The sequence below is a fragment of the Paenibacillus sp. V4I3 genome (assembly GCF_030817215.1).
In the GTDB taxonomy this organism is placed as follows: Bacteria; Bacillota; Bacilli; order Paenibacillales; family NBRC-103111; genus Paenibacillus_E.
The window spans coordinates 7,119,416-7,134,523 of sequence record NZ_JAUSZA010000001.1 but is presented as its reverse complement, the minus strand read 5'-3'; the positions used below and the strand labels follow the sequence as shown (position 1 = coordinate 7,134,523).

Genomic DNA, 15,108 nt, shown 5'->3' with positions numbered 1-15,108 from the left:
GGAAGGGAGACAAGCAAGAGATGGTGGATTGGAAAAGAATATCGTTCTTTTTTCTAACGGTAGTTATTGTTCTCGGAGCAATCGGAGCAACAAGCCCTAGTCTTGTAGAACGAATTAAGCTTGGATTGGATTTAAAAGGCGGGTTTGAAATTTTGTACACCGCAGAGCCCTTGGCAGCAGGTCAACCATTGACGAAGGAAACGCTTACGCAAGCAGCAGAAAGTCTTGCGAAACGAGCTGACTCCCTTGGTGTAACCGAACCTGAGGTTTATACAGAAGGATCTGATCGCATTCGTGTGCGACTTGCGGGTGTGGAAAATGAGGAAGAAGTTAGGGCCTTAATGTCTAAGCCTTCAGTTCTTACCTTTAGAGGTCCGGATGGAACGGTTTATATGAACGGAACAGATTTCGTAGAAAACGCGGCTAAATTAAGCTACGATCCGAATACGAAGCAACCGATTGTCGAAATCAAGATGAAAAGCAGAGAGAAATTTAAAGAAGTTACGACTAAGCTAGTTGGCAGTACCTTGTCCATTTTCTTAGATGATGAAGTGCAGTCGACAGCATCGGTTAATTTCCCAATTGACAGTGATTCAGCAATCATTACACAAACAAGTGTAACGGAAGCAACTAAAGTAGCCAAGATGATTAACTTGGGTGCAATGCCATTGAAATTAACAGAGAAATATATTCAGCGTGTGGATGCCACTTTAGGTAAAGCATCGCTGCACCAAACAGCTAGAGCTGGTTTGATTGCTTCGATCTTAATCTTTATCTTCATGGTACTATACTACCGCGCACCGGGTCTTGTGGCTGCCTTTACACTGATTACTTATGTATGGGTATTGTTGGCCATATTCGACTTTATGAATGCAACACTTACGCTGCCAGGTATTGCGGCCCTCGTCTTAGGAGCAGGTATGGCGGTCGATGCGAACATTATTACTTATGAAAGAATCCGTGAGGAAATACGTGCCGGTAAGAGCATTCTTTCATCTTTGAAATCAGGCTCGAAACATTCTTTCCGTACGATTATGGATGCTAACGTAACGAATTTAATTGCTGGTATTGTTCTGTACTACGTCGGAAACGGCGCTATTCGCGGATTCGCGGTTATTACGATGATGAGTATTATTATCAGTATCTTAACGAACGTATTGTTCTCCAGATGGCTGCTGCATCTTATCATACGGGGCAACTTGCTGAAAAAGCCAAGTTATTTCGGTGTGAAGGAGGCAGATATCCGTGGGCTTTAAGAAACAGTATGATTTTGTGAAAAATCGCAATAAGTTTTTCATTATTTCGATTGCTCTTCTTGTTATTGGTCTGTCCGTTATGCTGTTTTCTGGCATGAATTTCGGTGTTGATTTCAAAGCAGGAACGAATATTGATCTTGTCGTTGGCAAACAGCTAGACAAGGCCAAGGTTGAAGAGATATTGCATACTCTTACAACGAATGGCGATGTAAAATCGAACTTTGCGGATCCAACAATCGGCGGCAATAACAGTGATCGTGTCTCCATTCGATTCGATGATGTTCTTAATGATGATACGGTAAATAAGATCCAAAAAGCATTCGCAACCGCTTATGGTACTGAGGTTTCCAAAGAAATCAACACAGTTGATCCACAATTAGCGAAGGAATTGTTGCTGAAAGCGGTATATGCTGTTGCCATTTCCAGCGTGTTGATTTGTTTGTATGTCAGTATTCGTTTCGAGTGGCGCTTTGCCTTAGCAGCGATTATTGCTATACTTCATGATGCTTTTATGGTTATTGCTATGTTTGCGATTTTCCGCTTTGAAGTAAACTTACCGTTTCTAGCGGCAGTTTTGACGACAATCGGTTATTCTATCAATGATAAAATCGTTATTTTTGACCGAATTCGTGAAAATCTGCGATTTGCTAAACTCAAAACGGACGAAGATCTCGTTGCATTGGTCAACGATAGTATCTGGCAGACAATGGCGCGTAATATCAATACCGTATTAGTGGTATTGTTAGCCGCAGGTTGTTTGTATATTTTCGGTAGTGAGTCCATTAAACTTTTCGCTCTTGCGAAATTAATCGGTTTAACAAGTGGAGCTTATTCGTCTATTTTCATTGCATGTTCACTCTGGTATTTATTGAAAAGAAAATCTTTACGTAGTTCTAAAAAGAAAGCTGCAGCGTAATAACCATAATAACCGGCCGCGTGAATGTTGCGCGGCCTTTGTATCCGTTCAGGGGGAGTGTCAACGTGAATGATGAGCGTTTTCAAAAGACAGAACTCACTGTCTGGGTAGGTATTGCCGGCAATGTAGCTCTTGCCTGTCTCAAGGTTATTGTTGGGTTTCTGTCGCAGAGTAAAGCACTTCTCGCTGACGCGGTACATTCAGCATCTGAGGCAGTAAGTTCTGCTAATGCATTAATTAAACTAAGAACAGCTGAAGCAGCGCCTCAAGAAGCTTATCCCAATCGTCAAGATAAGAAGGTATCTATTACATCTATTCTGTTGTCGATTGTTATTCTAGTCATAGGTGTTGAATTGGGCATCTCTACCATCAAATCCATATGGGTTGACGTCGAGCATGCTCCTAAGGTGTACGCACTTGTTGCAATTGTGATTTCTCTCTTGGTAAAAGAGATTATGTTTCAATATACATACAGGATGGGCAAGCGTTTAGGATCACAGGAATTAATTTCCAATAGCTGGGGACACCGTTCCGATATATACTCTTCTATTGTAGCTCTTTTTGGTGTGCTAGGAGCTTTAATGGGCAATTACCTAAACCTATCTTTTCTTTATTATTTGGATTCACTTGCGGGATTATTTATATCTCTAATGGTGCTGAAGATGGGGTATTCGTTACTTAAGGAAACCTTACATACGAAAATGGATTATGTCCTGCTGCAGGAAGATGCCGCTGAATTGATTGCTGCCGTACAGATGATAAAAGGTGTAATTACCGTCGATGACTTGCAGGCAAGGGAACATGGCCATTATGTCGTTGTTGATATCAAAATTAGCGTGAATCCAAGGGTATCTGTATGGGAAGGGCATGAAGTCTCTAAAAAGATCAAGCAGCAGTTGATGAAACGATTCCATCATGTTTCCGATGTTTTTGTTCAAGTAAACCCTTATGATGCAGGATATCCTTACAAAAATAATACGGATACCGAGTTAAATGAATTTCCATCCGTTATTCATTAAATAAGCCGCAATAACTATGCTTACGAAGAAAGTTTTCCCTACGGAAAACTCTAAGACTATGCTTACGAAGAAAGTTTTGCACAGCAAAACTCTAAGGAGGACACACCGAGTGCTAGCACCGAAGGCAAGATGGAGCATAGGAAATGCGGATGAAATGCTCGTTGAAACGTTTGTGCGCGAGCTGCAGATCGACCCGCTCGTTGCTAGGATGCTTGTTCTTCGAGATATACGCACCGTGCCAGATGCTGAACAATTCTTGCATGGCGGAGTCCACTATTATAATGACCCGTATCTGCTTGACGGTATGCTCCCAGCTGTAGAACGCATCCGAAAGGCTCTTCAGAACGATGAATTAATTCGTGTATATGGTGATTACGATGCAGATGGTGTAAGCAGCACTTCATTGATGGCTCATTTGTTAAAAGGCCTAGGCGCTCGTTTCGATACGTATATCCCTCATCGCATTCGAGAAGGCTATGGGCTGAATCGCTCTGCGATCAAATTAGCCAAAGAGCAAGGCGTCACGCTATTAATCACCGTTGATACAGGCATTAGTGCCGTTCAAGAAGTAGCCTATTGTCAGGAATTAGGCCTAGATGTTATCGTAACGGATCATCATGAGCCTCCTGAGATACTGCCTCAAGCTTTAGCCGTCATTAATCCGAAGAAGCCAGGTTGCCATTACCCTTATAAACATCTTGCAGGCGTTGGCGTTGCTTTTAAATTGGCACATGCAATACTTGATCGATTACCTGAAGAACTGTTAGAGTTTGCAGCGCTCGGTACGGTTGCTGATTTAATGCCTCTCACGGGGGAGAATCGTTTAATCGTGAAGCAGGGGCTGCTGCGAATGCAGGATTCTACTTACGCAGGATTTCGTTCACTCATTGGTGTATCCGGTATTGAAAATAAGGAAGTGACCGCATCTCATATTGGTTTCTCGTTAGCACCCAGAATTAATGCAAGCGGGCGATTGGAAGCTGCGGATATTGCGGTGAAGCTGCTCACAACATCGGATGAAAAAGAAGCGGAGCAAATTGCCTTTGAACTGGATATGCTGAATAAAGAACGTCAACTTATCGTAGAAGACATGGTGAAAGAAGCTTTTGTTCTAGCCGAACAGCAGCAAGCCAAAGGTCTAGATAAAGTGATAGTTGTCGCTAAGGAACAATGGAACGTCGGTGTTGTCGGTATTGTTGCATCTAAGATCGTAGAGAAATTTTACCGACCGACCTTAGTGTTAAGCATAGATCCACAGACGGGTATGGCCAAAGGTTCTGCTCGCTCGATTACCGGCTTTGATTTACACAAAGCTCTGACGGCTTGTGAAGAGATGCTCGACCACTATGGTGGCCATCAAGCGGCTGCGGGTATGAGTTTGAATAGCAGTCATTTAGAGGCATTCGCTCATAAGCTGAACGAACTAGCAGCTGCTGCACTAACGGAACAGGATTTCATTCCTCTTCTGAAAGCCGATGCGGCGTGCAGCTTATCAGATGTTCCGATTGCAAGTATTGAGCAGTTAGAGAAGCTCGCGCCCTTCGGTATGGGTAATCCTGCGCCGAGGTTCATGTTCACCGACTTATCGCTCGGCGATATCCGGACGATGGGCAAGGATAAACAGCATCTCAAGCTAGCCCTTTCCCAGATGAAAGAAGAAGTAAGCTGCTCCGTGGAAGCTGTCGGTTTCGGCAAAGGAAGCTTGGCTGGTCTGATCGCGCCTGCCGCTAAGGTAGATGTGCTAGGAGAGCTTTCAATTAACGAGTGGAACGGTGTAAGGAAGCCTCAAATCATGATGCAGGATCTTCGTATAACGCATATGCAGCTGTTTGATTGGCGTGGAGCGGGACAATTGAGCACTAAGCTTAGCGTACTTCAGAACACGATTGCTGCGGGGAATGGAAACCGCACACTCACTCCTGCTATCGTTCTGTTCGACGAAGCAGATGCAGCCTTGTTCACTTCAACAGCGTTTCAGTTAGGTGGCTCAGTGCCTTACTGGGTTATTCAAGATAGTGAACAATTACGGCCGGGTAATGAATCAGCCAAGCAATTGGAATTTGCTAACATGCAGGACATTATCTTGTACACGATTCCACGCAGCGTTGCGAGCTTGCAGAGTGTGCTACATCAAGCCAGTGGAATGATGCGCTGTTATCCAGTATTTGCAGAGCTAGGGCCTGACAGCGGCAGTACTCTGCCATCTCGAGACATGTTTAAAATGCTGTATGGCACTTTGCAAAAAGAAGGATCGCTGAATGTTCAGGATGTACGATTAATGACCTCTTTTAGTAAAAGATCGGGTCTTTCTCCTGCAATGATTCAATTTATTTTATCTGTTTTTGAGGAGCTAGGTTTTGTTGAGAAACAAGGCGGCCTCGTTAAACTGCATGCATCACCGGCAAAGAGAGATCTAACAGCATCCCGCTTGTATCAACATAGATTGCATCGTCAGGAAGTTGAATCCATTGTCATGTACTCCTCGGCCAAAGAGCTGGAGGAATGGATTTCCGATCAAATAAAACAAGAAAATCACATTATGGAGGAAATTATATGAATTTCAAAGAACACATTCGCGTCATCCCGGACTTTCCACAACCAGGCATTCGTTTCAAGGACATCACAACGTTATTACAAAATGGGCCGGTTTATAGAGAAGCTATCGATCAGATGAAAGCATTAATAAAAGAGAAACAAATCGATGTTATTGCGGGTCCTGAAGCACGTGGCTTCGTAATTGGCGCTCCGCTCGCTTATTCACTTGGAGTAGGCTTTATTCCAATTCGTAAAAGTGGCAAATTGCCTGGTGAGACGATTGAGGCTGACTATGCTCTTGAATATGGCAAGGATAAGTTAGCTATGCATAAAGATGCTATTAAACCAGGTCAAAAGGTACTGATTGCGGATGATTTACTTGCAACAGGCGGAACGATACAAACATCGATTGACTTGATTACGCAGCTTGGTGGAGAAGTTGTAGGGGCTGCATTCTTGATTGAGTTATCCTACTTAGACGGTAGAAGTAAGTTTAATGGGATTGACGTGGTTTCCTTAGTTCAATATTAAAATTAAAAACCCAGAATCGAATGTTAGTGTTCGATTCTTTTTTATACAATGAAAGCTAACAATTTCAGGAATACTTTCAAGTGAATTGAGAGAAAATGCTGCTTTTTGTCGAATGCATGGAGCGAACAGTTGACGTGGAGCCTGCCTTGCAGGCATAATGAATAAAAATCGATTAAAGGGAATGGGTAGATGCATGGGTATAGAGCAGCTGCTGGAGAAGGCCGCCACCTATCTGAAAGAGAATGATTTGCAGAGGATTCGGGAGGCCTATGAATTCGCGGATGAAGCCCATCATGGCCAAGTACGCAAATCGGGTGAGCCCTATATTCTGCATCCACTCGCTGTTGCAGATATATTGGTGAATATGCAGATGGATGTCACATCCATCATTGCTGCGCTTCTGCATGATGTCGTTGAAGATACAACAGTTTCACTGGAAACTGTTCTAGATAAATTCGGGAAAACTTGCGCGATGCTTGTGGATGGCTTGACGAAGCTGGAACGGATCAAGTTCAAGTCCAAAGAGGAGCAGCAGAACGAGAATTACCGCAAAATGTTTGTGGCGATGGCGCAGGATATTCGCGTTATTCTCATTAAACTGGCGGACCGGTTGCACAATATGCGTACATTAAAGTACCAATCCGAAGAGAGCCAGCGCCGTATTGCGGAGGAAACGCTGGAGATTTTCTGTCCTATTGCGCACCGGCTCGGTATTTCCACGATTAAGTGGGAAATGGAGGATATTGCTCTCCGTTATTTGAATCCGCAGCAGTATTACCGGATCGTTAACCTCATGCAGAAGAAGCGTACAGAGCGTGAGCAATATATTGAAGACGTTATTCACAGCATTAAAGAAAAACTGGATGAAATGGGCATTCAGGGAGATATTTCCGGAAGACCTAAGCACCTATACAGTATTTATAAAAAAATGAGCTCCCGCGGTAAGCAATTCAATGAGATTTACGATCTCATGGCGCTTCGTGTTATTGTCGATGGCATCAAGGACTGTTACGCTTCTTTAGGTATTATTCATACCTTGTGGAAACCAATGCCTGGACGTTTCAAAGATTATATTGCGATGCCGAAGCCGAATATGTATCAGTCTTTGCACACGACGGTAATAGGTCCTAAGGGAGAGCCGTTAGAAGTACAGATTCGTACATGGGAGATGCACAGGACGTCAGAGTTTGGTATCGCTGCGCATTGGGCCTACAAAGAAGGCGGTTCTGTTGTACCTTCAGGCACTTTCGAGGACAAAATGAGCTGGTTCCGGGAAATTCTGGAGCTTCAGCACGAGACCAATGACGCTTCAGAATTTATGGAATCCATGAAGATGGATTTCTTCTCAGACCTTGTTTTCGTCTTTACGCCAAAAGGGGAAGTTATCGAGCTTCCTGCCGGTTCTGTGCCTCTAGATTTTGCTTATCGGATTCACACTGAAGTCGGTAATCGCACAATTGGTGCCAAAGTAAATTCCCGGATCGTTCCCTTGGACCACAAGTTGAAAACAGGGGATATTATTGAAATTCTGACTTCTAAACATTCTTACGGACCTAGTCAGGATTGGATTAAAATCGCACAGTCCTCCCATGCTCGAAGTAAGATCAAGCAGTGGTTTAAGAAAGAGAAGCGCGAAGAAAACGTCGAAAAAGGGAAAGACATGATTGAGCGCGAGCTCAAACGATTGGCGATCGATCCACCGACATTGATGAGTGACGATAAAATGCTTGAAGCCGCGAAGAAATTTAATTTTAGCGATATAGAAGATATGCTGTCAGCCGTCGGATTTGGCGGTATTACAGCTGCACAAATATGTACGAAGTTAACAGAGAAGCTGCGTAAGGAAGCCGAAGAAGCTCAGGTGCTGAAGCTTACTAGTGAGGTCAAGGAGGTCAAAGCTCCGACATCATCCGAGCGCAAAAGCCGTCCAACCAACGGTGTCCGTGTTAAAGGCGTCGACAATCTGCTTGTCCGCTTCGCACGCTGCTGTAATCCGGTACCAGGCGATCTGATTATTGGGTACATCACGAGAGGGCGCGGCGTGTCTGTGCATCGTTCTGATTGCACGAACATTCCTTCGAGTATGGGCGAAGAGGAACGGGTCATTGAGGTCGATTGGGCAGAAGCTGTAGAATCCAATTTCAATGTAGAGATTGAAATCACAGGTCATGACCGCCGTGGATTCTTAAACGAAGTACTCCAGGCTGTTTCAGAAAGCAAAACGATGATTTCAGCTGTATCCGGGCGATCTGATAAGAACAAGATGGCTACGATTCATATGACCATTTTAATCAAAAATATAGACCATCTGCAGTCCGTTGTTGAGAAAATTAAACGTGTCAAAGATGTTTATTCCGTTCAGCGCATTATGCAAAGCTAGCCAATGTTACAATGCTAAGGAGATCCAGAAGGCAATGAGAGTAGTTGTTCAACGTTGTAAACGTTCCGATGTAACTGTGAATGATGTAACCATTGGTCGTATTGAACATGGGTTGATGCTCCTAGTCGGGATTACCCATGACGATACAGAGCAGGATGCGAAGTATTTGGCGGATAAAGTGGCTGGGCTGCGTATTTTTGAAGATGAAACCGGTAAAATGAATCTTTCCGTCCTGGAGACGGGAGGACAAATTTTATCCGTTTCGCAGTTTACTTTATATGGCGATTGCCGTAAAGGGAAGCGCCCCAATTTCATGTCAGCGGCAAGACCAGAACTTGCTGAGCCGCTATATGATAAGTTTAATGAGCTGCTAAGGTCTCGAGGCATACATGTGGAAACGGGTGCTTTTGGTGAAATGATGGATGTATCTTTGACGAATTGGGGACCTGTTACGTTGGTTATCGACAGCAAATAGGTTGCTCTGAAGGATAATAAACTAGCTGTCTGGTTATACTAATTGCGTATATACTAGCGGTTAGGAGCACCCAGATGCGTCAATCGATCAAACACAGAGCCATGACGGCACCGGAGCAGCAACTGCTCCATACCACACTTGCTGAGCGGATGAGTCAAGCACCTGCGCTCGCTGATGTAGAAATTAGTGCAGAATTCACATCCGAACAAGAAAAGATGAAAAGCATTCCCAAAAAATCCTATCGGTAACCATAAAGCCACGCGTGCTGTTCGTTCAGCCATGCGCGGCTTTATTTGTTAATGCCGCAATATTTCTCTACACGTTTAAAATGTGATAAACTAACAAGTGATGTTTTTTGGCTAGAAATTAATTATCGGTTCAAAGAAGCTTATCAAAACCTGTATTCGGTAAGCCGTATGAAAAGTAGAAGACAAGGTGGGTGCTTTCGTTCTAATGGCAAATTTGAATCGTAACAACTCCACATCCAAAGGATGGATTTGGTTGATGGTGACTTTGATTCTACTCGCGGTGCTGGCAGCTGCAGCATCCCTGTATTATCAATATAAACACCTTTCACATGGTGAACATAGCTTAGTTAAGCAAGCTATTCAAGAAGTGAAATCAGTAAAGAAAGCCAAAGAGGCATACGATGTCATTGTAGTGGGTACGGACCCTGAAGGGGTTGCTGCTGCTGTTTCGGCTGCTCGTAATGGACTCAGTACGTTGCTCGTTGACGGCCGGAATCGTCAGATCCTAGGGGGGCTGATGACGCTTGGTTGGATTAATTCCCTTGATATGAACTATTCGCCAAATAAAAACCTCCTAGGGAAAGACGATGTGTTTAATAAAGGAATTTTCTCAGAGTGGTATGCCAAAGTTGAAGGTGATTCGTTCGATGTCAATACGGCTGCGAATGTTTTCAATGACCTAGTTAAAAATGAGAAGAATATTGACGTATTGCTTAAAACTAAAAAGATAGATCCACTACTTGCACAAGGTCAAAATGTTGTACAAGGTGCCACGATTACACTTGAAAATGGCAGCACGCAAGTGGTCAAGGCTACCTCTGTGATAGACGCTACTCAGGATGGAGACTTCGCAGCAGCAGCGGGCGTTCCGTTCACAATGGGGCATGAAGATATTGGTGATCCAAAATCTAAAATGGCTGTGACACTCGCGTTTCGTCTTAAAAACGTAACACCAGAAGTGTGGAACTTAATGGCCAAAAGATTGAATGGCGATAATGATGATGGTTCAGGTGTCACCGAAGTAAGCGTGTACGGGTATAAAGAAATGAGCAATTATCCACCTCTGAACAAAGATAGAGCCAAAATGAGAGGCCTCAATATGGGAAGAGAAAATGATAATACGGTACTTATAAATTCCTTGCAAATTTTTGGTGTGGATACGTTTGATCCTGAATCTGTGAAAGAAGCATTTGAGATCGGCAAAAAGGAACTGCCCAACGTCGTTGCCTATATGCAAAAGACGTTTCCAGAGTTCGCGAGCCTCGAACTTGCTGGAACAGCACCAGAACTATATGTGAGAGAAACGCGCCATATGCAAGGGGAGTACCGCTTGAACATTGTTGATGTTTGTACGAACAATGATCAGTGGGACCGCATTGGATTTGGTTCTTATCCCGTAGATATTCAAAGGATAGCACCTACGGACTCTGGTAATGTGGTCTGTAAACCGAAGCAGTACGCTATTCCTTTCCGCAGTATCGTCCCACAAAAAGTGGATGGATTACTTGTTGTCGGGAGAGCGGCTAGTTACGATACGCTTCCGCATGGAAGTGCTCGAGTAATGCCAACTGGGATGGCGGAAGGCGAAGCGGCAGGGGCTGCTGCTATGTTCGCTAAGCAAGAAAAAATGACATATCGTCAGTTAGCTGGATCAAAAGAAGTTATTGCTAAATTGCAGGATCATTTGATTAAACAAGGCATGGAGCTTCAGCCTATTGCGCTCAAGCCTCAACCTTTTATGGAGCATAAATCCTATGAAGGTTTGAAATCCGCTCTGATGCTGGGCTTAGCTTCAGGTGCTTATGACAATAACTTTCACTTGGATGACGCGGCTAATCCCAAGCGGATGGTTAATCTAGTCGGTGGAGCGAAGAAGATGAAACCTGATGCCTGGGTTGGCGATGTCAATCAGGCTATTGCGAATCTGCAAAACGCAGATAAAATACCGCTGACACTAGAACAGGCCAGTTATACAATCACACAAGCTTTAGGGTTGAAAGCTGCATCTGCGGAAGCGCAATCCAAATTATTGGAGAATAAGCTGCTCACAGAAACGACCGTTAAACTTATTGCCGACAAGCAAAAGTTAACGAATGCCGACACGTATTTGCTTATTAAAGATTTAAAAGTTGGCGTTACAGGTAAGCCATAGAACAACAAATAAGAGCCTTAGTGCCGCTTGTAGATGTGGCATTAAGGCTCTTAACTTCTCGAAGCTAAAGAAGTTTTTGTGACTACGCTTACATTCTTACTTGGATCAGTCTGCGTCAGCAGCATCCTCTTCTGCTTGCACGGAATCTTCCGAATCTTCTTCGGCTGATTCTTCACTTTCCGCTTCGGCATCCTCCTCGGACACATCCTCAGCTTCTATTTCTTCCTCCTCAGATGCTTCTTCTTCCGCTTCGTCAGCTTCGTCCGACTCTTCAATGGCCTCTTCTTCGGCTGTTTCTTCAGCTACTTCATCTTCAACTTCGGCTTCGGTTTCGGAATCTTCAGAGAAGAGCACCACTAGATCTTGCCGTTCCTCTTGAAACTCGTTTTGTATTGTCATTGTTACAGCCTCCTGATGATAAATTCAAGGCCATTTGCCTTGTTGTACATGTATATGTGAAAATGGTCTGAATATACGGTGAAAATAAATGAAAATGATTGAAAATACGGAGAAAATGCTGTAATGAAATTGTAATTTATTTTTCATATCCCTTTAATCAAGAGCGGATATAATAATAGTCGACCCCCTTTAAAATATATTTACTTGAGGCCTGCAGCCATTGTGCTGCAGGCTATTTTCTTTACACAAAAAAACCGTCTCAGCTTGGGCTGGACGGCTTAACATCATTTTTACATCAAAGCATCTAAGGAAAATTCACCGGCTCCGATAAGTGCAACACCAACAGCGATAGCGAGCAGCGTTAAATTGTATTCATAACCATTGGAAGTTACCCAGTAACCATTTTTGCCATGAACTTTAATAATAGCACCAAGCATAATCAGTGCGATAAGAGCAGCACCAAATGGTGTCCAAAGACCCGCGGCGAAGAGCAGGCCACCTACAATTTCCGCTAAACCTGCAAGAACAGCCATGAGCACACCTGGTTTGATTCCAATAGAATCGAAGAAACCTCCCGTACCTTTGGGACCATAGCCACCGAACCATCCAAATACTTTTTGTGAACCGTGCGCAGCGAATGATAAACCGATCACTAAACGAATAATAAGTAGACCCAATGCCATTACTAATAACTCCTCTTTTAATATATTTTGTTTAATAACTTACTTTATGTTAGTATATTATTACGAAGCACTTACTTTTGTCAAGCGACTATGCTAAAATTGTTTATAAGGAGATGATTTATATGGAAGACTATCAACTGTGTCCCAAATTCGAGAATGCTTTTGAACTTCTAGGAAAGCGTTGGACAGGACTTATTGTTCATGTCTTGCTTTCTGGACCGAAGCGCTTTAAAGATATATCAGTTCTCATCCCGAGTATGAGTGATCGCATGCTTTCGGAGAGATTCAAGGAGCTCGAGGCTGCAGAGATCATCATCCGTCATGTATACCCAGAAACGCCAGTTCGGATTGAGTATGAATTAACCCCCAAAGGAAAAGGGCTAAAACCCGTTATGGACGAGTTGCAAAAATGGGCGGACTTACATTAACTAATATAGTGGAGATATAGGAGGATTAGTACCTCTGTCTCTTGACTTTGTATCTACCAATGTTTACAATAAACAATAATGTAATTCGATACTTTTGTGATCCGTTGAAGGGACAAAGTAAGTCGCCCCCACATAAGCAGAGAAGGAAGTCTAGGCTGCAAGCTTCCTAATGATGAGCGAACGAAAAGACCTCCCCGAGGACCGGCTGGGAAATGCATATTGGCTGATGTCAACTTGCCTAGTAGCAGCTGTGCGTGTAGCGGGCGTTATCCGTAAAGAGCAGAATTCTGTTTCGTTGCCACTGGCAAACGATAGCAGCATTTCTGAAATGTGGGTGGTACCACGGGTGAATTTGTTAATCAAATCTCTCGTCCCTGACGTCAGTCGGGGGTGAGAGATTTTTTTGTTGTTATTTGACTGGAACGACAGATAATAGGAGGTTGAGCGCATGAGCATACAAAAGCCAAAAGGCACACAAGATCTTCTTCCCGGTGAGGTGGAGAAGTGGCAGTACCTAGAGAGCAAAGCGAGAGACTTGTGCCAAAGGTTTAATTACAAAGAGATTCGTACGCCGATATTTGAGGAAACCGATCTGTTCATTAGAGGCGTCGGTGAAACGACAGATATCGTGGGTAAAGAAATGTACACCTTTCTCGACAAAGGTGACCGCAGCATGACGCTTCGTCCCGAAGGCACAGCCGGTGTTGTTAGGGCTTATGTAGAGAATAAGCTTTACGGGATTCCCGATTTAACGAAGCTTTATTACGTAGGACCAATGTTCCGCTATGAGCAGCCGCAAGCTGGGAGATATCGCCAGTTCCATCAATTCGGTATTGAAGCTTTCGGGTCCGTTGATCCAAGCATTGATGCTGAAGTGATTGCGCTTGGTTATACGTTTTATAAAGAAATTGGTCTTAAGGAAGTAACCGTTGAAATTAATTCCGTTGGTACACCAGCGGTTAGAACGGTTTACCGTGAGAAACTGCAGGAGTTTTTCGCACCTGTGAAGCATTTGCTTTGTAAGGATTGTCAGTCCCGATTTGATCGTAATCCGATGCGTATTCTTGATTGCAAAGTGGACCAAAAGTATGGCGAAGGAGCTCCAGAAATTTTAGATTACTTGGATGAGGAGTGTACATCGCATTTCGCTCTAGTTCAAGAGCATTTAACAGCGATGGAAATCCCGTATCGGATTAATCCGCGCCTCGTTCGCGGTCTTGATTACTACACGCATACTGCTTTTGAGTACAAAGCAGCCGGAATCGGCGCTATTGATACGATTGGCGGAGGCGGACGGTACAATGGTCTAGTTGAGCAGATTGGCGGCCGTGGCACCGATCAGCCGGGAGTTGGTTTGGGGCTTGGCCTTGAGCGTATTCTGCTCGTATTGCAGGCACAAGGTGTCGAAATTCCGAAGCCAGAGCCGCTCGATGTATATTTGATCGGTCTAGGAGACGCGGCGGAGAAGGAAGTAACGAAGCTGCTGCACCAGCTTAGAGTTCAAGGGTTGAAGGCGGAGAAGGATTACCAAAGCCGTAAAATGAAAGCTCAAATGAAATCAGCTGACCGCTTTCAGGCCACCTATGTGGCGATTCTTGGAGATGACGAATTGGTGCGTGGCGAAATTACTTTGAAGAAGATGGATACAGGCAGTCAATTGACTGTGAGTTTAGCCGATCTTGCCTCGAACGCTGCAAAGACACTTTTCGAATAGATAGACAACAAGGAGAGACTTTGAGCTCCGCTCAAAGATCCCAACAAAGGAGAGACTTTGAGCTCCGCTCAAAGATCCCAACAAAGGAGAGACTTTGAGCTCCGCTCAAAGATCCCAACAAAGGAGAGACTTTGAGCTCCGCTCAAAGATCCCAACAAAGGAGAGACTTTGAGCTCCGCTCAAAGATCCCAACAAAGGAGAGACTTTGAGCTCCGCTCAAAGATCCCAACAAAGGAGAGACTTTGAGCTCCGCTCAAAGATCCCAACAAAGGAGAGACTTTGAGCTCCGCTCAAAGATCCCAACAAAGGAGAGACTTTGAGCTCCGCTCAAAGATCCCAACAAAGGAGAGACTTTGAGCTCCGCTCAAAGAT

The 15,108-nt window shown here is 44.0% G+C and carries 13 protein-coding genes; 11 read left to right on the top strand and 2 right to left on the bottom strand.

Annotated elements, in window-relative coordinates:
• Window positions 1-23 precede the first annotated feature (23 nt).
• The 9 genes from secD to QFZ77_RS32610 all read left to right on the top strand — a co-directional run bounded on the left by secD (window position 24) and on the right by QFZ77_RS32610 (window position 11,512).
• Entirely contained in the window at window positions 24-1,256 is a 1,233-nt protein-coding gene (gene secD / locus QFZ77_RS32650; RefSeq protein WP_307450032.1) for a protein translocase subunit SecD, read from the top strand.
• Complete coding sequence (gene secF / locus QFZ77_RS32645; RefSeq protein WP_307446533.1) at window positions 1,246-2,172, top strand: protein translocase subunit SecF; 927 nt, start codon at window positions 1,246-1,248, stop codon at window positions 2,170-2,172. Before secD ends, secF begins: the two co-directional genes overlap by 11 nt.
• Before the next feature lie 65 nt (window positions 2,173-2,237).
• Complete coding sequence (locus QFZ77_RS32640) at window positions 2,238-3,191, top strand: cation diffusion facilitator family transporter (protein WP_307446528.1); 954 nt, start codon at window positions 2,238-2,240, stop codon at window positions 3,189-3,191.
• Between the two features lie 109 nt (window positions 3,192-3,300).
• Window positions 3,301-5,748: a single-stranded-DNA-specific exonuclease RecJ gene (recJ, locus tag QFZ77_RS32635; RefSeq protein ID WP_307446525.1), complete on the top strand. Its 2,448-nt coding sequence runs from the start codon at window positions 3,301-3,303 to the stop codon at window positions 5,746-5,748.
• The gene (locus tag QFZ77_RS32630; RefSeq protein WP_307446522.1) at window positions 5,745-6,257 is read left to right on the top strand and encodes an adenine phosphoribosyltransferase; all 513 of its coding nucleotides are present in this window, start codon (window positions 5,745-5,747) and stop codon (window positions 6,255-6,257) included. Before recJ ends, QFZ77_RS32630 begins: the two co-directional genes overlap by 4 nt.
• A gap of 193 nt (window positions 6,258-6,450) precedes the next feature.
• Window positions 6,451-8,637: a RelA/SpoT family protein gene (locus QFZ77_RS32625; RefSeq protein WP_307446517.1), complete on the top strand. Its 2,187-nt coding sequence runs from the start codon at window positions 6,451-6,453 to the stop codon at window positions 8,635-8,637.
• Window positions 8,638-8,671: 34 nt separating this feature from the next.
• A complete protein-coding gene (gene dtd / locus QFZ77_RS32620; RefSeq protein WP_307446514.1) occupies window positions 8,672-9,112 on the top strand; it encodes a D-aminoacyl-tRNA deacylase in 441 nt (146 codons plus the stop codon).
• 74 nt (window positions 9,113-9,186) lie between these two features.
• The gene (locus tag QFZ77_RS32615; protein WP_154669611.1) at window positions 9,187-9,360 is read left to right on the top strand and encodes a hypothetical protein; all 174 of its coding nucleotides are present in this window, start codon (window positions 9,187-9,189) and stop codon (window positions 9,358-9,360) included.
• Between the two features lie 205 nt (window positions 9,361-9,565).
• Window positions 9,566-11,512: an FAD-dependent oxidoreductase gene (locus QFZ77_RS32610; RefSeq protein WP_307446509.1), complete on the top strand. Its 1,947-nt coding sequence runs from the start codon at window positions 9,566-9,568 to the stop codon at window positions 11,510-11,512.
• Between the two features lie 105 nt (window positions 11,513-11,617).
• Here QFZ77_RS32610 and QFZ77_RS32605 read toward each other — a convergent pair whose 3' ends face one another.
• On the bottom strand, window positions 11,618-11,911 hold the full coding sequence (locus QFZ77_RS32605) for a hypothetical protein (protein ID WP_307446506.1): 294 nt from the start codon (window positions 11,909-11,911) through the stop codon (window positions 11,618-11,620).
• A gap of 290 nt (window positions 11,912-12,201) precedes the next feature.
• Window positions 12,202-12,594, bottom strand: a complete 393-nt coding sequence (locus QFZ77_RS32600) for a DoxX family protein (protein ID WP_307446503.1) — start codon at window positions 12,592-12,594, stop codon at window positions 12,202-12,204.
• Window positions 12,595-12,716: 122 nt separating this feature from the next.
• On the opposite strand from QFZ77_RS32600, the gene QFZ77_RS32595 reads away from it, so the two are divergent.
• Both QFZ77_RS32595 and hisS read left to right on the top strand, forming a co-directional pair.
• On the top strand, window positions 12,717-13,022 hold the full coding sequence (locus QFZ77_RS32595; protein ID WP_029196913.1) for a winged helix-turn-helix transcriptional regulator: 306 nt from the start codon (window positions 12,717-12,719) through the stop codon (window positions 13,020-13,022).
• Window positions 13,023-13,470: 448 nt separating this feature from the next.
• Window positions 13,471-14,736 (top strand): histidine--tRNA ligase, encoded by a 1,266-nt coding sequence (hisS, locus tag QFZ77_RS32590; RefSeq protein WP_307446494.1) that lies wholly within the window; start codon window positions 13,471-13,473, stop codon window positions 14,734-14,736.
• Window positions 14,737-15,108 lie beyond the last annotated feature (372 nt).